The 25,707-nt window shown below is 48.4% G+C and carries 24 protein-coding genes and 1 tRNA gene; all 25 read right to left on the bottom strand.

Annotated elements, in window-relative coordinates; genetic code table 11:
* Positions 1-85: 85 nt before the first annotated feature.
* The 25 genes from Q0X25_RS00695 to Q0X25_RS00575 all read right to left on the bottom strand — a co-directional run bounded on the left by Q0X25_RS00695 (position 86) and on the right by Q0X25_RS00575 (position 25,643).
* Positions 86-161: transfer RNA gene (locus tag Q0X25_RS00695), tRNA-Ala, on the bottom strand.
* A gap of 105 nt (positions 162-266) precedes the next feature.
* Positions 267-1,994 (bottom strand): proline--tRNA ligase, encoded by a 1,728-nt coding sequence (locus Q0X25_RS00690; RefSeq protein ID WP_298578370.1) that lies wholly within the window; start codon positions 1,992-1,994, stop codon positions 267-269.
* A gap of 43 nt (positions 1,995-2,037) precedes the next feature.
* Positions 2,038-3,114: a flavodoxin-dependent (E)-4-hydroxy-3-methylbut-2-enyl-diphosphate synthase gene (gene ispG, locus Q0X25_RS00685; RefSeq protein ID WP_298578368.1), complete on the bottom strand. Its 1,077-nt coding sequence runs from the start codon at positions 3,112-3,114 to the stop codon at positions 2,038-2,040.
* Positions 3,115-3,142: 28 nt separating this feature from the next.
* Positions 3,143-4,498: an RIP metalloprotease gene (locus Q0X25_RS00680; protein WP_298578365.1), complete on the bottom strand. Its 1,356-nt coding sequence runs from the start codon at positions 4,496-4,498 to the stop codon at positions 3,143-3,145.
* Positions 4,498-5,697, bottom strand: coding sequence for a 1-deoxy-D-xylulose-5-phosphate reductoisomerase (dxr, locus tag Q0X25_RS00675; protein WP_298578363.1), 1,200 nt, complete (start codon positions 5,695-5,697; stop codon positions 4,498-4,500). The genes Q0X25_RS00680 and dxr overlap by 1 nt, the downstream gene beginning before the upstream one ends.
* Positions 5,694-6,653 carry a phosphatidate cytidylyltransferase gene (locus Q0X25_RS00670; RefSeq protein WP_298578361.1) on the bottom strand — a complete coding sequence of 320 codons (960 nt, stop codon included), beginning with the start codon at positions 6,651-6,653 and terminating at the stop codon, positions 5,694-5,696. Before Q0X25_RS00670 ends, dxr begins: the two co-directional genes overlap by 4 nt.
* Positions 6,650-7,435, bottom strand: coding sequence for an isoprenyl transferase (locus Q0X25_RS00665; RefSeq protein WP_298578359.1), 786 nt, complete (start codon positions 7,433-7,435; stop codon positions 6,650-6,652). Before Q0X25_RS00665 ends, Q0X25_RS00670 begins: the two co-directional genes overlap by 4 nt.
* Positions 7,436-7,990 (bottom strand): ribosome recycling factor, encoded by a 555-nt coding sequence (gene frr / locus Q0X25_RS00660; RefSeq protein WP_298578356.1) that lies wholly within the window; start codon positions 7,988-7,990, stop codon positions 7,436-7,438.
* The gene (gene pyrH / locus Q0X25_RS00655; RefSeq protein WP_298578354.1) at positions 7,987-8,715 is read right to left on the bottom strand and encodes a UMP kinase; all 729 of its coding nucleotides are present in this window, start codon (positions 8,713-8,715) and stop codon (positions 7,987-7,989) included. The genes frr and pyrH overlap by 4 nt, the downstream gene beginning before the upstream one ends.
* A gap of 132 nt (positions 8,716-8,847) precedes the next feature.
* The gene (tsf, locus tag Q0X25_RS00650; RefSeq protein WP_298578352.1) at positions 8,848-9,720 is read right to left on the bottom strand and encodes a translation elongation factor Ts; all 873 of its coding nucleotides are present in this window, start codon (positions 9,718-9,720) and stop codon (positions 8,848-8,850) included.
* Positions 9,721-9,760: 40 nt separating this feature from the next.
* Positions 9,761-10,528, bottom strand: a complete 768-nt coding sequence (gene rpsB / locus Q0X25_RS00645; RefSeq protein ID WP_021735511.1) for a 30S ribosomal protein S2 — start codon at positions 10,526-10,528, stop codon at positions 9,761-9,763.
* A gap of 213 nt (positions 10,529-10,741) precedes the next feature.
* Positions 10,742-11,692, bottom strand: coding sequence for a tyrosine recombinase XerC (locus Q0X25_RS00640; RefSeq protein WP_298578348.1), 951 nt, complete (start codon positions 11,690-11,692; stop codon positions 10,742-10,744).
* Entirely contained in the window at positions 11,689-13,068 is a 1,380-nt protein-coding gene (gene trmFO / locus Q0X25_RS00635) for a methylenetetrahydrofolate--tRNA-(uracil(54)-C(5))-methyltransferase (FADH(2)-oxidizing) TrmFO (protein WP_298578346.1), read from the bottom strand. The genes Q0X25_RS00640 and trmFO overlap by 4 nt, the downstream gene beginning before the upstream one ends.
* A gap of 39 nt (positions 13,069-13,107) precedes the next feature.
* A complete protein-coding gene (locus tag Q0X25_RS00630) occupies positions 13,108-14,016 on the bottom strand; it encodes a DNA-processing protein DprA (RefSeq protein WP_298578344.1) in 909 nt (302 codons plus the stop codon).
* A gap of 12 nt (positions 14,017-14,028) precedes the next feature.
* A complete protein-coding gene (locus tag Q0X25_RS00625; protein ID WP_298578342.1) occupies positions 14,029-15,522 on the bottom strand; it encodes a YifB family Mg chelatase-like AAA ATPase in 1,494 nt (497 codons plus the stop codon).
* A 1-nt stretch (position 15,523) separates the two neighbouring features.
* Positions 15,524-15,937 carry a YraN family protein gene (locus Q0X25_RS00620; protein ID WP_298578340.1) on the bottom strand — a complete coding sequence of 138 codons (414 nt, stop codon included), beginning with the start codon at positions 15,935-15,937 and terminating at the stop codon, positions 15,524-15,526.
* A gap of 174 nt (positions 15,938-16,111) precedes the next feature.
* A complete protein-coding gene (locus Q0X25_RS00615) occupies positions 16,112-16,897 on the bottom strand; it encodes a ribonuclease HII (protein ID WP_298578338.1) in 786 nt (261 codons plus the stop codon).
* 102 nt (positions 16,898-16,999) lie between these two features.
* Positions 17,000-17,344 (bottom strand): 50S ribosomal protein L19, encoded by a 345-nt coding sequence (gene rplS, locus Q0X25_RS00610; RefSeq protein ID WP_298578336.1) that lies wholly within the window; start codon positions 17,342-17,344, stop codon positions 17,000-17,002.
* A 211-nt stretch (positions 17,345-17,555) separates the two neighbouring features.
* Positions 17,556-20,285, bottom strand: coding sequence for a pyruvate, phosphate dikinase (gene ppdK / locus Q0X25_RS00605; protein ID WP_298578334.1), 2,730 nt, complete (start codon positions 20,283-20,285; stop codon positions 17,556-17,558).
* A gap of 184 nt (positions 20,286-20,469) precedes the next feature.
* The gene (locus Q0X25_RS00600) at positions 20,470-20,874 is read right to left on the bottom strand and encodes a kinase/pyrophosphorylase (protein WP_298578331.1); all 405 of its coding nucleotides are present in this window, start codon (positions 20,872-20,874) and stop codon (positions 20,470-20,472) included.
* Positions 20,875-20,942: 68 nt separating this feature from the next.
* The gene (glyS, locus tag Q0X25_RS00595; RefSeq protein ID WP_298578329.1) at positions 20,943-23,039 is read right to left on the bottom strand and encodes a glycine--tRNA ligase subunit beta; all 2,097 of its coding nucleotides are present in this window, start codon (positions 23,037-23,039) and stop codon (positions 20,943-20,945) included.
* Positions 23,040-23,945 carry a glycine--tRNA ligase subunit alpha gene (locus Q0X25_RS00590; protein WP_298578326.1) on the bottom strand — a complete coding sequence of 302 codons (906 nt, stop codon included), beginning with the start codon at positions 23,943-23,945 and terminating at the stop codon, positions 23,040-23,042. It abuts the gene before it with no gap.
* A 92-nt stretch (positions 23,946-24,037) separates the two neighbouring features.
* The gene (gene lepB, locus Q0X25_RS00585; protein WP_298578324.1) at positions 24,038-24,586 is read right to left on the bottom strand and encodes a signal peptidase I; all 549 of its coding nucleotides are present in this window, start codon (positions 24,584-24,586) and stop codon (positions 24,038-24,040) included.
* Position 24,587: 1 nt separating this feature from the next.
* Positions 24,588-25,295, bottom strand: a complete 708-nt coding sequence (gene trmD / locus Q0X25_RS00580; RefSeq protein ID WP_298578322.1) for a tRNA (guanosine(37)-N1)-methyltransferase TrmD — start codon at positions 25,293-25,295, stop codon at positions 24,588-24,590.
* A gap of 12 nt (positions 25,296-25,307) precedes the next feature.
* Complete coding sequence (locus Q0X25_RS00575; protein WP_298578320.1) at positions 25,308-25,643, bottom strand: ribosome maturation factor RimM; 336 nt, start codon at positions 25,641-25,643, stop codon at positions 25,308-25,310.
* Between the last annotated feature and the right edge of the window lie 64 nt (positions 25,644-25,707).

Genomic DNA, 25,707 nt, shown 5'->3' with positions numbered 1-25,707 from the left:
AGACAGTTTGAGCCACTAGACACAAAAAGAGCGCCCCTGCTCCTGCAAAACCGCAGGTAAACAGGGGCGCTATCACAAAATCAAATGGTGGAGATAAGGGGGATCGAACCCCTGACCTCATGACTGCCAGTCATGCGCTCTCCCAGCTGAGCTATATCCCCGTGCGTTGGTGCGTTAGTAACTATAGCAGAGCAAAACTTCACGTCAAGCAATCTTTCAAAAAAATTTTGTGATCACTTGACGTGGCAGATTGCTGAGACTGTGTACTACTTGGCTAAAAGACCCATACGCGCAGGAACAATCTGCTCACTCAGCCTGTCTGCAAGCTCATCGAGCGCAATATCCTCGCGTTTTCCCGTTGCACGGCACTTAAGCTCTGCAATACCCATCTTAAGACCACGCTTGCCAATAACTACTTGCCAAGGGAATCCCATCAAATCTGCTTCGGCAAATTTAACACCAGGTCGTTCTTTGCGATCATCAAGCAAAACATCCAAGCCCGTCTCAGTAAGCTTGGTAGCAACTTGCTTTGCAGCTTCAAAAACCTCTCCCTTATTATCGAGCGAGATAACCTCAACTTCATAAGGCGCAACAGAAACAGGCCATATAATACCTGCTTCGTCGTGATGTTGTTCAACTACTGCCGCAAGTGTACGCGAAATGCCAATGCCATAACATCCCATGATGAGTGGCTTTTCTTTACCATCAGCATCGGTAAACGTAGCTCCCATTGCTTCAGAATACTTAGTACCTAGTTGGAATACTTGTCCACACTCAATGCCACGAGCGCCAGAAAGTGTCTGTCCACAATGGGGGCACATATCCCCAGCTTTAGTGGTAATCACATCAACCCACTGGTTTATCTCGAAATCATGGCCAAGTTGAGCAGAACGCAAATGGTAACCCGCCTCGTTTGCACCCACAAGCCATGACTTTGAATTTTTAAGTGCAATATCTGCGGCTACAAAAACACCGTCAGGAACATTTACTGGCCCCATAAAACCTTTCTGAAGACCAGCAAGCTCAAGTTCTTCATCAGTCATAAGGTGATACTCACCAAAGGCGTGACCAGTTTTGACATCATTGATCTCATGGTCACCAGGAACCATAACAATCCAAGCTTGACCCTCACCATCAATGAGGGCAATTGCTTTGCGTGTTTGCGCCTCAGGCACTTCAAGAAAAGTCGCTAAATCTGCAATGCTCGTGACATGAGGTGTCTCAACACGCGTGAGCTCGCCCGTAACATCATCAATTACTTCACAGTGAGCTGTTGCGGCCTCAGTATTAGCTGCAAAACCACATTCATCACAATAGACAAGCGCAGCTTCGCCCGCATCAGCCAAAGCCATGTACTCAACAGAAGTGTCACCGCCGATTTGACCAGAGTCAGCGGCTACGGGCAGCGCACGCAAACCACAGCGAAGGCAGAAACGTGCATATGCGTCTTTCTGCATGTCATAACACTCTTGTAGAGACTCTTGCGTAGCTGAGAAGGAATACCCGTCTTTCATGATGAACTCACGACCGCGCATCAAACCAAAGCGAGGGCGTAACTCATCACGAAATTTATCCTGAATTTGATAGAGCGTTACAGGCAACTGCTTGTAGCTACGAAGCTCGCTACGCACCAAGTCGGTAAAAGTCTCCTCATGAGTGGGACCAAGGGCAAATTCACGGTTATGGCGGTCTGAAAAACGCATGAGCTCCGGACCATACGCGTCCCAACGACCAGATTGATGCCAAAGTTCAGCATCAGTCAAGATAGGGACCATCATCTCTTGGGAATTGATTGCTTCCTGCTCCTCGCGACAGATATTTTCAATCTTGCGGATAGAGCGCCAAGCAAGAGGTAAATACGCATAAAGCCCCGCAGCTTCTTTGCGAATCATACCCGCACGCAAAAGGAGTCTGTGACTCGCAAGCTCAGCCTCTGTGGGATCTTCCTTGAGAGTCGGAGCATAGAGGCGCGACATCCTCATATAATTCATCATCCAAAATCCTTCCGCTCAAAACATAAGCTCACCCATACTAGCCTTAAGATGCAGGGCAGCGCTGGGCAATTTCAGCAAACAACTCTTCAACAATATCTTTTTCAGCTACTTTACGAATGGGTTTGCCTTTGGCAAAGAGCATCGCGGTTCCCCTACCACAGGCAACGCCAATGTCAGCACTCCGTGCTTCGCCTGGACCGTTAACCACACAGCCCATAACAGCCACCGAAATAGGTACGCGTAAAGTCTGCAGACGTTCTTCAACTTTGCGCGAAATCTCAATAAGGTTAACTTGAGTACGACCACAGGTAGGACAACTCACAAGCTCAGGATGAAGGCGACGAATTCCCAACGAAGAAAGGATATCCCAACCCACACGTACTTCCTCAACAGGATTTGCTGTCAAAGAAACGCGCATGGTATCACCGATGCCCTCAGCAAGCAGAGTACCCAGCGCTATAGCACTTTTGACCGTGCCTTGGCGAGCAGTGCCGGCTTCGGTCACACCAATATGCAAAGGTACCTCGGGTAGTGCTTGCGAAAGCATGCGATTGACTTCGATGGTTTCTGATACCCCATGGACTTTTGCGGAAAGCACAAAATTCTGAAAACCACGCTCTTCAAAATGTTGAGAAAAGCTAACGGCACTTTCGACAAGCTTCTGAGCTAGATTCAAATCCTTTCGAGCGTCTACTTCCCTATCTAAAGAACCTGCATTGACACCAATACGAATTGCCGTACCAGCAGCACCAGACTCATCAATAACTGCATCAACTCGATCAAAAGATCCGATATTGCCTGGATTAATGCGAATAGCCGCCGCTCCAGCATGAATAGCTGCAAGAGCAAGCTTATAGTCAAAGTGGATATCTGCCACGACCGGCAAAGGACTTTCGGCACAGATACGTTCAAATGAAGAGATAGCTGCAGCAGAGGGCAAAGTTACACGCACAATTTCACACCCTGCCGTTGCAAATTCAGCAATTTGGTGAAGGGTGGCCGCTGCATCATCCGTTTTTGTATTGCACATTGACTGTACTGATACAGGCGCACCAGCACCAACTGCTACAGAACCCACCACGACTCGGCGCGTCTTGTTATGAGGAAGCTCGCTACTCATACCTCTCCCCTTTGACTGAGTGGTGATATTAGCGGATGATGAAATGCAAAACGTCATTGCCTACTGCAAAGACAAACAGCGCGAGCAGCAGCGCAAGCCCGATATAGCTCAAAACTGCTTTTGCCTTGAGGGACATGGGTCTTTTAATACTTGCCTGAATCATTTCAATCAAAATCTTGCCGCCATCCAATGGAGGAATAGGCAGCAGATTCATAAAGCCTAAAGACATCGAAATTAATGCAGCAAACATCAATAAACTGTGAATGCCAGAATGTGCTGCCTCAGAGGCCATAACCGAAATACCAACGACTGAGGATGACTGAGAGAGCACTTCAACAGTGTGTTGAGGCATAATAAGACGTACAGCAGAGCCTGCAATTATCTGGGCATACGACCAGGCTATATGGGATGCTTCAAAAAAATTGGGGTAAGCATGTGTGGTCTTGGCAGCAATACCAATCAACTTGACGCTTCCATCACGTGGCAAATTGATAGTAGTTTTTTGCTGTTTGCCAGCACGTTCGTAGCTCAACTCAAAAGGATGAGGATCTTTAAACTCTTTATCGAGCGAATCGACAATCTCAGGCCAATTTTGTACCGCCGTATCATTAATCGCTATAATTTTATCGCCTGCCTTAAGGCCAGCTTTTTGTGCCAAGCTATCACTGGTCACAGCCCCAATTTCATTGGTACCAGATACGACCTCAAAGCCTGTTGCCATAGAAACACCCACGACAACCAAGAATGCCAACACAATATTGACTGCAGGACCTGCAATAAGGCAAAAGAAGCGCTTAAAAAAGCCCTTGCCATCGTAGGTGCGCGCACGCTCAAACTCCAGAGCTGTCTTAGCATCAACAAGAGGGCGCACCTCCCCTTCTGAGGTACTACCTTTAAGCTCAAAGTTGTGTCCACGATCATATTCCGTGAGCATGAAAGGATCACGAGCAAGGGTGCTTGCAACCAAAACATTTTTCTCATCCTGCTCGAGCATGCCACAATCACGAAGAGCGGCCCAATCAAATAAAACATTCAGGTTGGCTTCAACTTCTTCTTCGTCTATAGAAAGAGCGTTCGCAATCTGGCTCGAGTCGCAACGACCTTGTTTTTGCACATACGCAAAAATTTCAGATAAATGCTCGTCGCCAGCATTTTCCATCCCACAAATCCTGGTATAACCGCCAAGTAACAGCGGAGTTACTCCAAATTCCGTACCATATTTTTTTGACTTCTTTGCCAAGTGAAAGCGACTGGGCATACCCAAATAAAACTCTGTTACACGCATGCCACAAGCTCGCGCTGCAAGAAAATGCCCTGCCTCATGGACAGTCACAAGTATAGAAAGGATAAGAAGTCCCCAGAATAGTGCCGATACAGCTCCCATTAAGCGCCACACCTCTCAAGAACATTTGTGGCACGCCTACGAGCTTCTGCGTCGATAGCAACAAGCTGCTCAATACTTTCAACAACGCTACTATCCATTTCATCCATAACAGAACGAATAATATGCTCGATATCAAGGAAACCACAACGACCCTGACGAAAAGCGAGATTTGCTATTTCATTGGCTGCATTCATAACACAAGGCGCCGTTCCGCCCTGCTTTCCTGCACGTTTTGCCAAAGCTAGGCAGCCAAAAGTCTTCTCATCAGCCTCACCAAAACTCATAGCAGGAACACTACACCAGTCAATACGCGCTGCGGGGGTTTCCCAGCGCTCAGGGTAGCTAAGTGCATACTGAATAGGCAGGCGCATGTCAGACGGCCCAAGTTGAGCCATGACAACGCCATCGCTGAACTCTACCATCGAATGAATACGACTTTGCCGCTGAATAAGTACGCGTACCTGGTCGACTGAGACCTCAAACAGCTGATGTGCTTCAAGTACTTCAAGGCCCTTATTGGCAAGCGTAGCTGAATCGATGGTAATCTTAGGTCCCATAGCCCACGTAGGATGTGCTAAAGCATCGGCAGCTTTTACACCAGCCAACTCCTCACGTTTTTTGCCATAAAAAGGACCACCAGAACAGGTAAGCCATAGGCAATACACGTCACGAGTACGCTCACCCACCAAGCATTGGAAAATAGCGCTGTGCTCAGAGTCAACAGGAATAAGCTGTCCTGGCCCTGCGAGAGGCATTAAAAGGTCTCCGCCACAGACAATAGACTCTTTATTGGCATACGCAAGAATTTTTTTGGCCTTAAGGGCTTCATATCCACAACGAATACCCGCAAATCCCACTACAGCTGACACAACACAATCAACTTCAGGAAGAATAGCGAGCTCAGTTGAAGCTTCATCACCTGAAAAAATTTGACAGTCTAAAGGCAGGCCATCAAGTACGCCATCATGCGCATGGGTCTTATCGCCTATACCGACATATTTCACGCCAAATTCACGCGCAGCTGCAACAAGTTTATCTGTCGCAGACCACACCGATAGGGCAACTACCTGCAATTTATCAGCATGCTGCCGACAAACATCCAAAGTTTGAGTCCCAATAGAACCCGACGCGCCCAAAACTGCTACACGCAGTGGGCGCGGACGAGGACTCTTGGGTGATGTATCTTCAAAGATACTCACAAAATGCCTCCTAACAACAAGGCAGCCCAAGCAACTGTTCCCGCAAAAAGCATAGAATCAGCCCTGTCGAGCATTCCTCCATGCCCAGGAATAATATTTCCTGAATCCTTAACGCCAACGCCGCGTTTGATGCGTGATTCAAATAAATCACCCAAAACAGCAGAAATACAGACAAGCAGTCCCACAGCAATTGCGAGTCCAAAATGCATACCGCGGATATGAAGGATTGCAAGAATAATCCAAGGAATAATACCGCCCACCATACCGCCCCAAAAACCCTCAAGAGATTTCTTAGGCGAAATCTGGGGAGCCAGCTTATGCTTGCCAAAGCGTGACCCGACAAAATATGCAAGCGCATCATTGAGCCACACTGAGCCCATAACAGCAAAAGTGAAAAAAGCCCCCGTATTGCCCGGATCGACGCAACGAATTGCAACGATGCTGGCATACATCAGTGAGGTATAGATAGGTCCAAAGACCGATAGTGCAACATCTGCTGCGGTGGCACGTGGCGTCAACACATACCAAATAGCGTTTGCCATAATAAGCAAAAAAACTGCTAATACCAGATAAGGATAGCTGCCGGTCAAAGGTACAAGTGGAAAAAGGGCGGCCGCTGTCAGGCCAATAAGTTCATTGGGCATACGACCCGCCATACGCACCATGCGAAAAAATTCGGAACAACAAAGCCATGCCATCAAAGCAACAATAACGGCAGTAGGAATGGTGCCCAAATACAAGCAAACAAAGATGGTGATCGCGTAGATAGCGCCCGACAAGCTGCGTTGTAAGAGCTTTTCGGCATTATCACGCGCTACCTGTCCACGAAGCTTGCCTTCAGCACGCGAAGATGCCGTAGACTTGCGATGTGCCTCAAGACGAGCAATGCCCGCATCAATACCACGATTGCGCAGCTTACTTTGCTTGCTTGTCGTGGAGTTGTCGTCGCCACTCACTTATTAACCACTCCCCCAAAGCGCCTGTTACGATTTTGGAATGCATGGATTGCCCTTAACATGTCCCAGCGCGTAAAATCAGGCCAATAGGTATCTGTTACATAAAACTCGGTATAGGCTAACTGCCATAACAAATAATTTGACAAGCGTTTCTCACCCGAGCTACGAATAAGAAGCTCGGGATCAGGAAGGCCTGCCGTATAGAGTCGCGAGGCAAACATCTCGCTGTCGATATCATCTGCAGAAAGCTTACCATCCTCTACGTCGTGCGCTAAAAGACGGGCAGCGCGAACAATCTCAGCACGCGAACCATAATTTACCGCCAAAGCAAAGGTCATACCTGTGTGATTGGCCGTTTCTGCAAGACCTTTTTGGAACACCTTATATGTCTCACGAGGTAGCGCTTCGAGATCGCCAAAAAAACGTAGTCGTACATTTTCTTGATGAAATAGAGGGAGCTCTTTAACCAAAGTTGTTGCAAACAGATGCATCAAGAGATCAACTTCGCGTTGAGGTCGGCGCCAGTTTTCCGTAGAAAATGCATAGACAGACAGGACATCAAAACCCAAGCGTACGCTCGTAGTAACTGCTTCGCGTAAGGAATCAACGCCTGCCACATGGCCCTTTGCACGGTCTAACCCTCGCGCCTGTGCCCAACGCCCATTACCATCCATGATGATAGAAACATGACTTGGAATGCGTGCTAAGTCAACATCATCAAGATTGATATCAGAAGGAGCATCACGGTAATAGGCGCGAAGCTTTGCTTCGTCACGCTTCACTTAGATCTCCATCACTTCAGCAGTCTTAGCCTTAAGCAAGTCGTCGACTTTTTTCGTGTACTCATCAGTGAGTTTTTGAATAGCTTTCTTAGTGCGATTGGCCTCATCCTCGGGCAAATCATCCTCTTTTTGAGCACGATCAACACGAGTATTAGCATCACGGCGAGCATTGCGGATAGAAATTTTTGCTTCTTCAGCAAGCTTACTGCAGTCTTTTGAAAGCTCGCGACGGCGCTCTTCGGTTGGCTTAGGGAAAGGAAGACGGATAGCAACGCCATCCTCGTTAGGAGTGATCCCCAAATCCGAAGCCTCAATAGCTTTAACAATGGCACGCAGCGCACTTTTGTCCCAAGGCTCCACGACAAGTAGAGAGGCCTCAGGAACCTTGACGGCTGCTAACTGCGTGATAGGCGTTGGTTGACCATAATAGTCAACCTTGATCGGATTAAGCACGTGAGGGTTTGCCCTGCCCGTACGCACCTTTGCAAAGGAAGTAATAAGATTGTCAATGCATCTGTCCATGTGCTTGTTGGCATAATCGGTAAACTCACTCATTGTGCGTCCTCCTCGATAACGGTAGTTCCTACAGGCTCCCCGCGGAGGGCACGGTCAAAAACACCCTCTTCGTCGAGGCTAAAAACCATAATTGGCATGTGGTTATCATGACAAAGTGCCGTAGCAGTGGCGTCCATAACTTTGAGGTTACGAATCAATACCTCGTTGTAGCTGATGGTATCAAACTTAAGCGCTTCAGGATGTGAGATGGGATCTTGGTCGTAGATACCATCTACCTTGGTAGCCTTCATCAAAACGTCGGCATCAATCTCACAAGCACGCAATGCAGCTGCAGTATCAGTGGTGAAGTATGGATTACCAGTACCAGCAGCAAAAATCGTAATCCTACCTTTTTCTAAATGACGAATGGCACGGCGTCTGATATAGGTTTCAGCTACAGAGCGCATTTCGATGGCACTCATTACGCGGCAGTCCATACCAGCCTTTTCAAAGGTGTCCTGGAGAGCCAGTGAATTTATAACCGTGGCAAGCATGCCCATATTGTCGCCCTGAGCGCGTTCCATCCCGGCCGCAGCGCCCGTAAGACCGCGAAAAATATTGCCACCACCAACCACGATGGCAATATCAACACCAGCCTCATAAGCAGGCTTTATATCGCGAGCAATACGCTCAGGAACGCTTGGATCAATGCCAAATTCTTTTGAACCCATCAGGGCTTCTCCAGAGAGTTTGAGCAGCACCCTGTTATATTTATATTCAGACATATGACCTCCTCGTATCCTGGTACGACATTTTAACAAAGTTATGAAAGCTAACGCATTTCCCATAGGTAGGCGGTAGAGTCTCGTTGCATAAAAAAGGGCCGACTTGCGCCGGCCCCCTAAAGCGTATAAAGCTTACTCAGTCTCACCAAAAGCATATCTCTCAAAGCTGAGAATCTCGATGGTATCATCGGCGGCCTTGGAAACCTTCTTTGCAAGCTCACTGATGGTAACATCAGAATCTTTGATAAAGACTTGCTCGGTAAGGACGTTTTCCTTGTAATACTTGTTCACACGACCTTCGATCATCTTTTGCTGAACAAACTCAGGCTTACCAGACTCAGTGGCCTGTGCAGCATAAATGGTCTTCTCACGCTCAAGAAGATCGGCAGGAACATCCTCACGGCGTGCAGCAACAGGGTCGGCAGCGACAACCTGCATAGCAACGTCATGCGCAAAAGCCTTGAAATCATCATTTGCTGCAGTCTCTTCTTTGGTGAAAGAGAAGGACACAAGGTCTGCAAGCTTGCCGCCAAGATGGATATAGCTGGCAAGAGCACCCGTGGAGGTCATGCGCTTGAAGCGGACAATCTTCATGTTCTCACCGATAACGTGAATCATCTCAGTAAGCTCAGACTCGACAGTACCCTCGCCCATTGCGCAAGCCTTAAGTGCATCGACATCTGCAGGATCATTTTCAGCAACGACCTTGGCAAGATCGGCGGCAAAGCCAGTAAACTTGGGATTGGTGCCAACAAAGTCAGTCTCGCAGGTAAGTTCAAGCAGAGCACCAGTCTTGCCATCCTCAGACACATAAGCAGCAACAGTGCCCTCATTGGTAGCACGACCAGAACGCTTTACAGCCTTGGCTACGCCCATCTCACGAAGAACGTCAATTGCACGCTCAATATCGCCATCAGCTTTCACAAGCGCTTTTTTGCACTCCATCATTGGGGAGTTCGTCATCTCGCGGAGCTGCTTAACAAGAGCAGCGGTAATCTGTGCCATAGTGACCTCCTTTAAGGGTCTTTTTAGTGGTTGGTCTGAATTACTCTGCGGCAGGAGCTTCGGTAGCCATTTCAGCCTCAATGGAGGCGGCATCTTCGCCTGCCATCTCAGCAGCAGTCATTTGCTCCTTGCCAGAACCAGCAAGAACTGCATCGGCAGCAAGCTGGCACATCAAATCAACGGAACGAATAGCATCATCGTTTGCAGGAATGCCGTAATCAATCACATCAGGATCAGAGTTGGTATCAAGAAGACCAACAACGGGGATGTGAAGACGGTTAGCCTCCTTGATGGCAATCTCCTCGCGCTTGGTATCAACAACAAAGAGTGCCTGAGGCAGAGCGCGCATGTCACGAACGCCACCAAGGTTACGCTGCAGTTTCTCGAGCTCCTTGGTAAGCACAGCCTGCTCTTTCTTGCCACGACGAGCCATGTCGCCAGTCTCTACCATGGCCTCGAGCTGTTCCATGCGATCAATACGAGAACGCATGGTCACAAAGTTGGTGAGCATACCACCAAGCCAGCGCTGATTAATGTAGGGCATACCAGCACGAGCAGCTTGAGTAGAAATAGGCTCCTGAGCCTGTTTTTTGGTACCGACAAACAAAACATTGCCACCCTTAGCAGCAGTCTCCTTAAGGAAGGTATAGGCTTTGTCAGCGTCAAAAAGGGTTTGCTTGAGATCAAGAATGTAGATGCCATTGCGCTCACCAAAGATATAAGGCTTCATCTTTGGGTTCCAGCGGCGGGTCTGGTGACCATAGTGGCAACCTGCATCGAGCAAAGTCTGAATAGTAATCTTAGCCATCTTTAACCTCCATTGGTTGATCCTCCGCGTGGTGTCATCCCCTTAAACCACCTAGGTTATGGCTTAAGCCTAGGCACCATGGCTTTTGGGTGGCCACGCGTGTGAAATATACTGTGCGGACGCACAGCAATTAGACAGTATAACAGCTTATCCAAGCAGCACCAAGCTCGTATCGAGAGCAATTTTGCCATCACAATGCGCGCAAATCCGCAATTACTCTGCTCTTGGATGTGCCTGACGAGCTGCTTCTTTAAGCCGGTCTATCGAAAGGTGTGTATAAATTTGAGTCGTGGAAAGATCAGCATGCCCCAAAAGTTCTTGAACAGAACGTATATCGGCGCCCCCCGAAAGCAGTTCTGTAGCATATGAATGGCGCATAGCATGAGGCGTAAGTGAAGCATCAAGACCTGCCAGCTTGATATAGTGCGAAAAACGCATCCTCAACGCATCTGCACTCATACGCTTGCCACGTGTAGAGATAAATACCGCTTGCTTATCAGTATCGTTTTGTACTTTCGCCTTTGCTAACAGCGCGGGACGCGCGGCTTGATAATAGTCAAGCAAGCGCGTAATCGCTTCAGGATAAAGTGGAACAATACGTTCCTTAGAACCTTTTCCAAAAAGACGAGCTTGTTTTAGATCCAAATCAATGTCGGATAAATTGAGGGCAGATATTTCTGAGATACGTCCCCCTGTTGCCGCTAAGAGTTCTAAATAAGCACGATCACGTATTCCTTCACTACTGCTGAGATCACAAGCATCAAGAAGTTTTTCTACTGAAGCAACATCAAGTGTATGAGGCAAAGTCTTTGCTCTTTTTGGACTAGCAACAGCTGCAGCACAATCTTTTTCAGTAAAACCCTCTCTTACAAGCCAACGATACATATCACGGATAGCAGATAATCTCCGGTCAATGGTAGATGAGGCATAGCGCGCACGTACCTGCTCGGCAAGCCAAGAACGAATTTGACGGTGAGAGACATCAAGTCCATCAATTTGCTGACGCTGAAGCCAAGCACCATATGCTTCCAAATCACCTTGATAAGCACGTAGTGTATGGACAGAAAGATTGCGGATGTCTTTAAGATAGGCCAGGTACTGCTTGACCAATACTGAAAAATCTTGCTGTTGTAGCTGTTCTTTCTGAACATCTATTTCATTCATGCGTTCTCATGACCTTCCAAAAAGGCATTTTCCCAGTTTGCATCTGGCCATGCACCTGCATAGTTAGCAAAAAGGTCTTGTCGATTTTGTACAAAGACTTCCATATCTTTTTTTGCACGTTTGGCATATGCAGCATAGCGTTCTTTCTTTTTGAGACGCGGACCATCTAAGGGAGCTACGATGCCAAAATTAACATGCATGGGCTGATAATCAGTGCAAAAAGGATCTGAAGCATAGTGCACCAACGAACCAAATGCGGCGGTTGGTGGCAACTCTGGAGCTGCAAGGCCTTTAAGGGCTGTATAGGTGTTAAGTGCTGCAAACAGACCCGAAGCAATAGCCTCGGTATAGCCCTCGGTACCCGTAATCTGCCCTGCAAGACGAATGTGGGTTCCAGGTATACAAAAACCGCGCTTCAGCACGTGTGGGCTGTCCACAAAACTATTTCTATGCATAACGCCATAGCGGAAAAACTCTGCATGCTCTAGACCTGGTATAAGACGAAATATTCGTTTTTGCTCGGACCAATTAAGGTTGGTCTGAAAACCAACAAGGTTGTAAGCAGTTTTATTGATATTCTCCGCACGCAGCTGAACTGCTGCCCAAGGGCGATGGCCTGTGCGAGGATCAGTCAAACCTACAGGTTTAAGCGCTCCAAACCTCAAAGAGTCAATACCACTACGAGCCACTTCCTCAACAGGCTGGCAGGCACTAAAGAGGTCTTTTTGTTCAAAATCGCGCGCAATCACACGTTTGGCTGAGATGAGTTCTCCTACAAGCTGCTCGTATTCTTGTTTGTTTAAAGGACAGTTGAGATAATCACCACTGCCTGTTTCTTCATAGCGTGACTGACTAAAAATTATTTCTTTATCAAGAGACTCCGCATCAACAATAGGAGCGGCCGCATCATAAAACGACATACGACTTGCCCCCAGTTTTTTTGAAAGTGCCTCAAAAAGTGACGGTGAGCAAAGAGGACCTGCAGCAATTACTGCATAGCCCTTCGGAAGATCTGTTACTTCTTTGCGAACAACTTCAATAAGAGGTTCAGCTTCAATAGCAGCATTGACTAACTGCGAGAATTGCTCCCTATCCACTGCAAGCGCACCACCTGCTGGCACGCTTGCCTTAAAGGCAAGCTCAATTAAGGCAGAACCCATGAGTACGAGTTCACGTTTGAGCAATCCCGCCGCACTATCAGCACGAAGAGATTTAAGAGAGTTGGAACAGACAAGCTCAGCAAAATCTGACGTCTTGTGTGCAGGAGATGCCACGTGAGGACGCATCTCATAAAGCCTCACAGCAATGCCACGACGCGCAAGCGTCAACGCACACTCGCTACCTGCAAGACCTCCGCCAACAACAACTACTGCCATAGAAAATCAACCAATCAAAGAATGTTCATCGAAAAACAATCAGGGGTGAGCTGTATTTTGTCTAATTCTAGCGCGTGTATTCAAATAGTCAGCAGTAGGAGCATAGCGACCATCAGGAAGTCGCTCAACAATATTTTTGGTTTCATACTCAGAAAGTGTCCGCAAAAGCGTGAGGGGATCCATACCCAAAGTTAAAGCCAGTTCATCAGGTCGCGTAGCAGATGCAATGAGAGCAGACAGCACTCTTCCCTCCTCCGCAGGAATTTGTCCAGTCCAAGCGCGGAGGCAGCCAAAATCAAGAGAAATCATGGCTTCTAAATCTTGCTCACTGCATACCATGGCAGCACCATCAGCGATAAGTCGATTTGTACCAACTGATTGAGGCGAAAAAATTGAGCCAGGTACTGCATAAACTCTTCGTCCCAGACTTGTCGCAACTTCAGCTGTACTCGTAGTCCCCGATCGGATACCTGCCTCACACACAAACAACACCTCACCTAAAGCTGCAATAAGCTGATTGCGTTTAGGAAAAGCCCAACGTTTGGGAGGTTGACCCCAGCGCTCCATAGAAACTATCGCACCGCCTTGGGCTAAGGCTTTCTCAAAGACATCGCGCGAGCTGTCTGGATACACAAGATCGGCACCAGTGCCACAGATCACTATGGTCTTTCCACCTGCAGCAAGAGCCGCACGCGCTGCAGCGCTATCGCAACCACGTGCACCGCCAGAAACCACGCAAAGCCCGCACTCAGCGGCAACACGTCCTGCCATGCGCGAAGCTGCAATACCATATGGAGTTGCCTGTCGTGCACCCACAACAGAGAGTTTTCGCTCTGCTAATACATCGAGGTCACCATAGACATAAAGAGGATCTGGTGGCTTTTCTAATAATTGTAATTCTGCGGGATATGCTTCATCTCCTAAGTGCAATTCATGACTTGTATACATACCTTTGCCTCTCTATGAACTCATTGTTCGATACGAGCATGCTTCGATAATGTCAGTACTATTTACTTCGTCCCGACAATCCAAATCTGCAATTGTCCGTGCTACTCTTACAACTCGTGAAATAGCTCTGCCTCCAAAGGATTTTCTTCGAGCAATATCTTCCAAGGTGTTTTGAGCTTGAAGATCAAGTGCGGCAATTTCAGCAAGGCTAGTTGTCTGCCTTTTTTCGTTATGCGCAATCCTCCATGCGCAAAACTCGCGAGCTTGACAGACAAGCTCTTTCATCTGAGTAGAACTTGTACCTAGCTCCCCTTGAATAACTCGTGATTCCTTAGGTCGTGTCACAGTAACCTGCAAATCGATACGATCCATTAAAGGTCCGCCAATACGTCCTTGGTAGCGAGTGACCTGTCCAGGACTACAGGTACATACATGCCCTACATCACCCAAATAACCACAAGGACAGGGATTGGCTGCAGCAACTAATTGAAAGGCGCAGGGAAATTTATAAATGCCATCTACGCGAACAATACGCACTTCTTTATCTTCAAGGGGCTGGCGTAAGGCTTGCAGCGTAGCTGGAGCAAATTCTGGGAGCTCGTCCAAAAACAAAATCCCATGATGGGCCAACGATACCTCACCGGGCATAACAGGCCTGCCACCACCCACCATTCCTGCATATGAAATAGAATGATGAGGCGACCTAAAAGGACGAATCATTTGAAAACCCTCAGCAAGGGGTTCTCCTGCCAAGGAGTGAATAAGCAGCACCTCTGTCTGTTCTTCCGCAGCTAAGCTTGGGAGTATGGTGGGTAGCCGCTTGGCAAGCATGGTCTTTCCTGCTCCAGGAGGACCCACCATAAGTAAGCCATGACCACCTGCAGCAGCCAAGCAAAAAGCACGTTTAGCTATCTCTTGGTCTATAACATCGGCAAAATCAAGACTATATGGCTGCTTTGAAATTTCCAAAAATTGAGTTTGCTTGTCATAAGCGAGTCGATCTACCCCCTGTTTAAGCTGGCTCAAACTTGTAAGCAGCTTCATATGTGATGCTAAGTTTGCGGGCAAAGCCTCTCCTGCCCCCGTTATCAACTCCAAACCCATTTCATCGGCAAGAAGCGCATAAGCAACCATTCCGCGCACAGCAGCTACTCCACCATCCAAGGCAAGTTCCCCTACAAAAAGGCAGCGATCTAAATCTCTATGGGGAATTTGTCCGGTAGCAGCGAGAGTGGCTACCGCTATAGGTAAATCCAAACCACTCCCCCGCTTTTTAAGCTCTCCTGGAGCAAGATTGACCGTGATATGGAGTCGTGGCAAATCATAGGAAGCTGCCTTACAAGCACAGCGCACGCGTGGCCGCGCTTCCAAGACTGCAGAATCAGGCATACCAACAATGGTCATCCCAGGAATTCCCGCAGCAAGAGATACTTCTACGGTTACAGGAAGAGCCTCGACTCCTCTAATAACCGCTGTATGTACTGCAAATCGAGACTGTGTTGTCATGTTATTCATCCCACACATAGGCATGGGGAATGTAGCGTACATGGGCATTGTGCTGACCATAGACGTTGAGCGCAAGCACACTAAAATACACCTGTGTCTCAAGAGAATGAGCACTGATATACATCAGTGCAATATTGCGATAGCGACGTTGTTTGGCTTGACTCACGGCTTCTTCAGGATATATCGCTGAAGCTTCCTTGGTTGTGTAGCGTGTTTTTACCTCAACGAGATGAATATGCTGCTTGTCATCAATCGCAACGATATCTGCCTCTCCGGCAGAACAAATCCAATTACGCTCTACAATTTTTAGGCCAATAGTATTTTCCAAATAGCGACAGGCTAAGCACTCACCTAGATGACCTAGCTCTTTTGAAGTCAACTCTGCAATTGGTTTTTCACGCTCTACTGCTTCCAAAATTTCTCCCTTCTCGGTCTCTCACAAGACTTTGAAGAAAGCAACTTGGATTTTGCTTGTTGTTAATCTGACCTTCAGCTACAAGCAGTCTTGCAATCGCAGCTGCATAACAAGGCTGTCCAGCAGCAATAGTTCAACTGACAAGAATCACAAAAGATTGGCACAAAAATATTCTTAAAAAAGCGATGGCATTTCCACAAAGTTGCTGCAAAAACTTACACGATGGAGAGGTGTGAGTCCAAATTGCTTAATTGCTGCAATATGTTCTGCAGAACCATAGCCTTTACAAGAAGCAAAGTGGTATTCAGGATAACTTTTGCCATACTCGACCATCAGTTGATCTCGTGTCACTTTGGCAACAATCGAAGCTGCAGCAATTGCGGCAATCTTTGCATCACCTTTAACGATTGTTCGTTCCTTGGGATGAGCATGAACGGGATTTCCATCAATCAAAACAGAGTCTGGTTTGATCCCTGTATCAACAATAGCTTCGCTCATTGCTTGTCTAAGCGAAGCTGCCATACCCTGCTTATCGATTAGCTCAGCAGGTATATGAGAAATACCTATAGAAACTGCTATGGTCTGAATTCGTAAAGCAAGCTCGCTTCTCTGCTGGGGACTTAATTGTTTGGAGTCATTGACACCCAAAATCTCTGGCTCATCTGGCAATACCACCGCGGCAACTGTCAAAGGCCCTGCTATTGCACCTCTACCCACCTCATCTACACCTACAATGATGCCTGAACCACCAAGTTCTTTCTGCAAGAGATACATCTCGTGCACACGACTACGCTCCTGCAAGAAATGTTCCTGACGTTTACGTGCACTTTTTAGCGCCTGCTGCACCTGCGCCCGCGGATCTTCTGCGTAGCGAGAAATCAAGTTGTCTAGTTCATCATGAGAGGCAGTTTTAAAAAGCCCTGCAATCTCCCGTGCTGTCGCAGCATGCTCCACAAACATCCTCCCTTGTTTTGTCCAAATAAAATGTAGCACACAGCGAGTCTGTACCATAAAAAAGCCGCCCCAAGGGACGGCTTAAACACTCTTTTTGTTGCACTAAAACTAAATACGCTTCTCGCGAAGACGAGCAGCCTTGCCCACGCGATCGCGGAGGTAGTACAGCTTTGCACGGTGCACCTGACCATGACGAACAACTTCGAGCTTTGCAATCTTGGGAGAATGCATGGGGAATGTACGTTCAACACCAATGCCAAAGCTCAGTTTACGAACCGTAAAGGTCTCGCGAGCACCTTCGCCACTAATGCGGATAACATCACCCTGGAAGACCTGCAGACGCTCGCGCTCGCCTTCCTTAATGCGGTAGTATACCTTGACGTTATCGCCAACGATGACTGTGGGGATATCCTCACGAATCTGCTGACGCTCAATCGCCTTGATGTAGTCCATGAAACTTCCTCATCTCTCGTCCAGAGGTGCCGCCAACTCAAGCACGGCACATGGCATGTTTACACACCGTCGGTCATTCTAAGCGTTTATCAAGTCCCTTACAAGTACTAATAAGGGTTTTGTCGACCGTATCACATAAGTTACGTGCAATTTCACAAAAAGAGGAGCCCCGAGAGGCTCCTCTCAAAATCAGCTTGATGCAAAAATCAAACTAGTCGAGCTTGGCCTGTGCTGCTGCAAGGCGTGCAATAGGCACACGATAAGGCGAGCAGGACACATAGTCGAGGCCGAGCTTGTAGTACATGTGAATAGACTCGGGGTCACCACCGGTCTCGCCGCAGACACCACAAACAATGCCAGGATTGCCCTCATGACCACCCTCAACACCAAGCTTAACGAGCTTAGCGATGCCAGGATCGAGAGTCTCGAAGGGGTTAGCCTTGAGAATCTTACGGTCAAGATACTGAGGAACAAACGCAGACTCAACGTCATCACGAGAGAAGCCAAAGCCCATCTGAGTGAGGTCATTGGTACCGAAGGAGAAGAAATCGGCATGCTTTGCAATTTCATCAGCGATGACAGCAGCGCGAGGAATCTCAATCATGGTGCCAATGGGGATGGAGAGCTCGACACCCTCTGCCTCGCACACAGCCTTGATCTGAGCTTCGACCTGAGCGCGAACCTGCTCAATCTCGGTCTCAAGAGAGACAAGAGGAATCATGATCTCAGGCTGAGGATCGAGACCCTCCTTCTTGAGCTGAGCCATAGCGGTAGCGATGGCACGGGTCTGCATATCATTGAGCTCAGGATAGACGATGCCCAAACGGCAACCACGCAAACCAAGCATGGGGTTGGCTTCCTGATAGCTGTCGAGCTTCTTGAGGAGAGCCTTGCCCTCGCTGATATCCTCACCCTTTGCCTCGGCGCGTGCGAGAGAAACCTCAAGTGCACGCGGGGACTCCAAGAACTCATGCAGAGGAGGATCAAGTAGACGCACGATGACAGGTAGACCATCCATGGCCTTGAACATCTCGTAGAAGTCACCAATCTGAGCCTCATACAGCTTGGCAATAGCCTCGTCCTTGGTTGCCTGATCCTCAGCAAGAATAAAGGACTGGATAAGCTGCTTGCGATCACCCAAGAACATGTGCTCAGTACGGTCAAGACCAATACCAGTTGCACCAAACTCACGGGAGAGCTTTGCGTCAGCAGGGTTGTCAGCATTGGCGCGAACCTGGAAAACGCGACCAAGAGACTCATCGTTAGAAATCTCGTCAGCCCACTCAAGAATGGTACCGAGGTCACCAGCGAGCTCGGGACGAACCAAATCCACGGCACCAAGGATGATGTTACCCGTAGAGCCATCGATGGAGATGATGTCGCCTTCCTTCAAAACAATGTCGGTACCAGCAATGCTAGCTTCCTTCTTGGCGACATCAATATGGAGAGACTCGCAACCGCATACGCAGGGTGCACCCATACCACGAGCAATAACTGCTGCGTGAGAGGTCTTGCCACCATGAGAGGTCAAGATACCCTCGGCAGCAACCATGCCAGCAAGGTCATCGGGAGTGGTCTCCCAGCGAACGAGAACACAGGGCTTGCCAGCCTCTTGATAAGCAACAGCGTCAGCAGAGGAGAAGACGACAGCACCCACAGCTGCACCAGGAGAAGCATTCATACCCTTAGCTACGACATCATATTTTGCCTTGGAGTCAAACTGAGGATGGAGCAGCTGATCAAGCTGATCGGGAGCAACGCGAGACACAGCGGTCTTCTTGTCGATACGACCCTCTTCAACCATCTGGATAGCGACACGAAGTGCAGACAAAGCGGTACGCTTGCCAACACGAGTCTGCAGCATCCAAAGCTTGCCCTGCTCAATGGTGAACTCGAGGTCCATCATGTCAGCGTAGTGGTCCTCAAGAATCTCAAAGACGCGGAAGAGCTCCTTACCTGCCTCCTCAAGACCGGGGACATGAGGAAGGTCAGCAATGGGCTCAGTGTTGCGAATACCAGCAACAACATCCTCGCCCTGAGCATTGACGAGGAAGTCACCGTAACGCTCATTGGTACCATCAGCAGGATTGCGGGTAAATGCAACGCCAGTAGCAGAGGTGTTGCCCTTGTTACCAAAGGCCATTACCTGCACGTTGACAGCAGTACCAAGCTCATCAGGAATCTTGTTCTGCTTACGGTAAAGGATGGCGCGCTCGGTATTCCAAGAACCAAAGACTGCCTGCTCGGCAAGACGGAGCTGCAGGATGGGATCGTGGGGGAAGACAGCCTTGCCGTCAAGTTCAACCTCAGGATACTTCTCGACATCAACGTTATCAGCAAAAATCTGCTTGAACGTAGCAACAAGATCTTTAAGGTCATCAGCATCGAGCTCAGTATCAAGCTTAACGCCCTTCTCGGCCTTCTTGGCGTTGATGGCATCCTCGAAAAGCTGACCAGAAACACCCATAACTACATCAGAGAACATTTGAACAAAACGGCGGTAGGAGTCGTAAGCAAAACGGGGATTGTCAGTCTGCTTGATAAGACCCTGAACAGAGTCATCATTCAGACCAAGGTTCAGGACCGTATCCATCATGCCAGGCATGGAGAAAGGAGCACCGGAGCGAACAGATACCAACAGAGGATCCTCTGCGTCACCGAGCTTTTTGCCCATACGCTTCTCGAGATCCTTGCGGTACTCATCAATCTCGTCGAGTACACCTTCAGGCCAAACATTGCCAGCGCCAGAATACTCAACACAAGTCTGGCAGGTAATAGAAAATCCTGGAGGAACAGGAAGACCGATATTGGCCATCTCGGCAAGGTTTGCACCCTTGCCACCTGTAATCCATTTTGCCTTGTTAACGGTCTCGCCTGCGACCTCAGTCACATTCTTACCGTTTTCGTCAAAACCGAACCGGTAAACGTGCTTTTCAGCCATACGCACTCCTTGATTCGTTACTTTGGGTAGCCAAAGCCACCCCTGTACCAACAGCAGCATGATAGCGCAATCCAGCAGTTAAGCTGAATTCAAATTAATAAAGCCAGACATGCAGACCATCATTTCCACACTACGAGGAAATATTGGCCTGCTGTCTAACTCAATTTTTCACAATATGAGCAGCTTACGCGAGCTCTTGTACAGAAGTTTCTGCACGATGACCACTGATACTTGCGGGCTCAGAACCCGTAAGGCTAGCAATAACCGTAATGGCAGGACCGAGCAAGTCAACAGAAGGAATACCCCTACTGTCTAGCTCGCGCCTAATATCACGGCGAAGATTCTTATCAGCGATCGTGTGGAAAACAGCCGTAGGTGTATCCTCTTCGCGATTCTTGTCAAGGTAGTCACAAACCATCTCAACATTGTTTACATTACCCAGCTGTTTAACGACAATCGCACCATCCTCAAACTGGTCAGCCGCAGCCTCTACGACGCCAACCGCAGTCTTGCCGCGAGCGTCAGAGAGAACGAATACGATGGGAAGGGACTCTTCCCCAATCTCCTCACCGATGAAGTCCTCAGGCATGAATGCGTTCCTTCCTCTCAAACCGGACCTTTGTGTCCGACTTTATACACATGACAAGGCGTGCATACCTAGCGTTTGCGGGAAAGTGCTCCGATATCCGCCACATCTGCAAAGACATTTGCAAAGCGGTTTAACAGCCGAAGCCTGTTCTCCCTTAACTTAGTGTGCTCGTCCATGACAAGTACGTCACTAAAGAATCGGTCGATGGGCTCTCTTAATGCCGCGAGAGAGCGACAAGCCCCCTCATAGTCACCTGAAGCCAATGCTTTCTCCACATTCTGTTCACCTTCACAACAAGCTTGGAGCAAGCTCAATTCAGATTCACTGAGTAAAGTTTCGTCAACCTCAATACCCAACTTCTTGTCAGCAAGGTGCGCGGCACGGGCGTATGCCACCGCCAAATCATCAAAAAGTTCAGGCTGGCTTGAACGCGCCTCATCAAGAGCATGAGCGCGAGCAAAGAATTCTGCAGGGTCAATGACGCCTACCGCAGAAACAGCATCAATGGTGTCTGGAGCAATGCCATCTTTTTTGGCCATAGCAGCAAGACGACCTGCAAAAAACTTGGCAACATCTGCCTCAACTTTAGTTATATCAAAGCAAATGCCCTGTGCAGCAAGGCTAGAGAGCGCACAATGAATGAGTTTACGAAGCTCAAGCTTGGGCAAAACCTTGAGAATAGCAATCACGCCAATTGCTGCACGGCGTACGGCAAAGGGGTCTGCAGAGCCTGTGGGCGGCTCGTCAATGGCAAACATGCCACAAGTGGTATCAATCTTGTCAGCCAAAGCTACAAGCTGCCCCACAACACCAGAAGGCAGCTGGTCACCTGCAAAACGTGGATGATAGTGTTCGCGAATTGCATCAGCAATATCAACAGACTCCCCCGCTGCCTCAGCGTAGTAACCGCCCATAACACCTTGCTGACTCGTAAACTCAATAACTGCCTGACTCACAAGATCTGCCTTGGCTAGATGTGCAGTGCGTTGTACCTTCTGCACTAATTCTTCGTCAGCATCCAACTGATGTGCAGCTGCCAAAGCAAGGGTTTCCATACGCTCAACCTTTTGACGCATGGTACCCAGCTTTTCTTGGAAGACAACTTGGCTCAAGCGCTCAACAAATTCATCCATCGGAACCTTAAGGTCTTCATCGTAGAAGAACTTTGCATCGTCAAGACGAGCCCTCACCACACGCTCATTACCATCGATAACCGTTGCGGCACAGAGAGGGTCAGCATTACTCACAACAACAAACTCGCAGGTAAGTTTGGCATTCTTGTCATAAATAGGGAAATAACGTTGATTGGAAAGCATGGATTCACAGATAATCTCATGAGGAACAGCAAGAAACTCCTCATCAAACTTACCCACAATAACCGAGGGCCACTCACAAAGATTGACAACCTCTTGGAACGTAGCACGAGGCGTATCAACATGTGCACCACCACGCTCAGCTTCAATTTGAGCTATGCCCTTACGAATAACCGCTGCACGCTCTTCTTCACCGAGTACACAAACAGAGCGCAAAACATCTTCGTAAAGCTTGGGCTCGGCGACTACGTGCTCGCCCGCACCTAACACGCGATGACCACGGGTAGTATTGCTGCTTGTCACGTCACCATACGTGAGCTCTATAATTTCACTCCCCAAAAGAGCGCAAATCCAACGAACTGGGCGCACAAAGCTCACGTGCTCAGAACCCCAACGCTGACTACGGTAGTTAGGCCATTCAAGATGCGAGATGACATACTCACAAAGTTGGGTCAGCAGAGGTTCTGCCAGATGGGATTCTTCGTGAATCTCAGCAAAGACATACTCGTTGCCATCAGCATCTACACGCCTTTGCAGCTGATCCGGGCTCACCCCTTGTTTACGAGCAAATCCAAGAGCTGCTTTGGTAGGATTGCCCTCAGCATCAAAGGCAATACGTGCAGCAGGTCCACGATGAGACTCATTGCGCTCCTCGGTAGCACAAGCAACGTCTGCCACGAGAGCAGCTAGTCGACGCGGGGTCGAGATAATACGCACCTCACCGTGAGACAGCCCAAGCTCATCAAGGCCTTCGTCCACGAGTTTTCCTAGTTGAACAACGGCGTTAGAAAGAGGTGCGGACGGCATTTCCTCAGTACCAATTTCGAGAAGAAAATCCTTCTTATGAGCCATTTAGGCCACCTCCTTCTTTTCTGCATCAGACTTGCTCGCGACCTCTGCCAAATATGACTCGCAGCAGGCTTTGGCAAGTGTACGCACACGAAGAATATAGTTTGCACGCTCAACAGCAGACAGTGCCCCACGAGAGTCAAGTAGATTAAAGGCATGGCTGCACTTCATAACGCAGTCATAGCCAGGGAGCGGTAACTTGCGATCAAGACAGGCGTGGCATTCCCTCTCGTAATCATCAAATTTCTGTCGCATCATGGGAACATTGGCAAGTTCAAAGTTATATACCGAAAACTCACGCTCGTTTTCGAGGAAAACATCACCGTATTTGATGGCGGTGCCATCAGGTAGCCAACTCCATACCAAGTCATAAACCGAATTAACCTGTTGAGCATACATAGCAATACGCTCAAGACCATAGGTAATCTCAACGGGAACAGGGTCAACTTCAATGCCACCCACCTGTTGGAAGTAGGTAAATTGAGTAACCTCCATACCATCCATCCAGACTTCCCAACCCAAGCCCCAAGCACCCAGCGTAGGACTTTCCCAGTCATCCTCAACAAAACGGACGTCATGCTCGGCAGGGTCAAGGCCAATTGCTGTAAGCGATCCCAAATACAGCTCCTGAGAATCAACAGGGCTGGGCTTGAGCACTACCTGGAATTGATAGTAATGTTGCATACGATTGGGATTTTCCCCATAACGTCCATCAGCAGGGCGACGGCAAGGCTGTGGATAGCAGGTGCGCCAAGCAGCGGGTCCCAGGCTACGTAGCAAAGTAGCGGTATGAAAGGTACCAGCACCGACTTCGCTATCGTAAGGTTGCATAACCGTGCAACCTTGATCTGCCCAGTAATGCTCAAGGGCCAAGATCATATCTTGGAAGCTTAGTGGAGTAGTACTCATAGTCCTGCTTTCCTCTCGTTAACTTTTTTGTACGGCAAAACCATACCTTGATTTTCTCGTCGCATCAGTTGCAACTCATAAAAACTGCGTGTCTACTTTAAGGCACCCCAGCGGTTAGGCGGCCAATAAATCCATATCGCCTCAGAAGTGATGGAACTCAGAGGGATGGGTCCAAAGTAACGCGAGTCAAGAGAATCGGTACGATTGTCCCCCATAACCCAAACCTGTCCTTCAGGAATGGTAAGGGGATATGTAATTCCACCTGCAACCCAGGTATCGCGTAAAGGCAGGGTAGGCGTACCCGAGGTATAGGGTTCATCAAGCTTTTTACCATCAACCCAAACTGCGTTATCCTTGATGTCAACAGTTTGACCGGGACCTGCAATAATGCGTTTAATAAGCGTATCGCCTGTACCTTTAATATCGTTGAAGGTTACGATTTGACCCACCTGAGGATCATTTGACCATAGACTCACTTTCGAACCTATCAGGTGATCCCCTTGCTGGATTGTTTGAAGCATCGAGCCTGACGGTACTTCATAAAACTCAACCACATAACGGCGTATCAGCAAACTGGCGCAAATAGCAATAACAAAGACCAACACCCATTGCAGCCAATTGGGAATACCACGTTTTTCCATACTACGCTCTCCCCTCCTGAAGCGCCAAAGAAACATTTTCTAGCAAATCGGGACGCCACTTTTGGGTACGTTCCAACGCACTTTGAGCCCGCCATTTTGCAATTTCTGCATGATTGCCTGAGAGCAAAACTTCAGGGACTTTCCTACCTTCAAAATCTGCGGGCCGAGTATATTGGGCATATTCCAACAAACCATCCGAGAAAGACTCGTCCTTCGCACTATTCTCATCACCTAAAGCGCCTGGCAATAAACGCACGACGGCATCACTTACAACCATAGCCGCAAGCTCCCCACCTGTAAGTACGTAATCACCAAGGGAGATAATCTCATCTGCCAGTTCGTAACAGCGTTCGTCCATACCCTCATAACGACCACAAACAAACAATAGCTGCTCTTTTTTGGCAAGACGTTGTGCGCAAGACTCATCAAAACGCCTTCCACAAGGTGAAAAGAAAACCACATAGGGCAAAGATAAACTACGGGATTTTAGATTGCGCACAGCATCAAAGATGGGTTGAGGCTTCATAAGCATGCCCTGACCACCACCAAAAGGTGCATCATCCACCGTGTGATGCCTATCATGTGTCCAATCACGCAGATTATACGCTTGAAAGCTCAAAATTCCTTTATCCTGCGCACGACCCATGATAGAGGTGCTCATATAAGGCTCAAAGACTTCGGGAAAGACGGAAAGTGTTTCAATATGCACAGCCTCTCCTCCCTAAACAAGTCCATCAGGCAAATGAACATGAATAACGCCTTGAGCAGGCAACGCGTCAATGAACTCATCAATGGCAGGAATCAATACTTCTTTGTTGCCTTGACGCACCACCCAAACATCATTGGCAGGACCTACCATAATCTCAGAGATATGTCCTAGTTCACCATACCTGCGGTCAGCCACATGACGACCCAACAGTTCATCCAAAGTAGGACCTAAATCATCAGGCAGCTCTTCTACAAGAGCTAAAAGACAATGACCTACCAGGGCTTGGGCATCAGAAATACTTGTGACATCAGATAAGGAAATCAGTTGACCTGAACCTGCGTTGGTCACATGATGTATCCGATGGAACCTATCTCGCTTGAGCACAGGTGGAACACAAGCCACATGCATACCA

It is taken from the genome of uncultured Olegusella sp. (assembly GCF_947253395.1).
In the GTDB taxonomy this organism is placed as follows: Bacteria; Actinomycetota; Coriobacteriia; order Coriobacteriales; family Atopobiaceae; genus Olegusella.
This window is presented reverse-complemented; position numbering and strand designations above follow the sequence as displayed.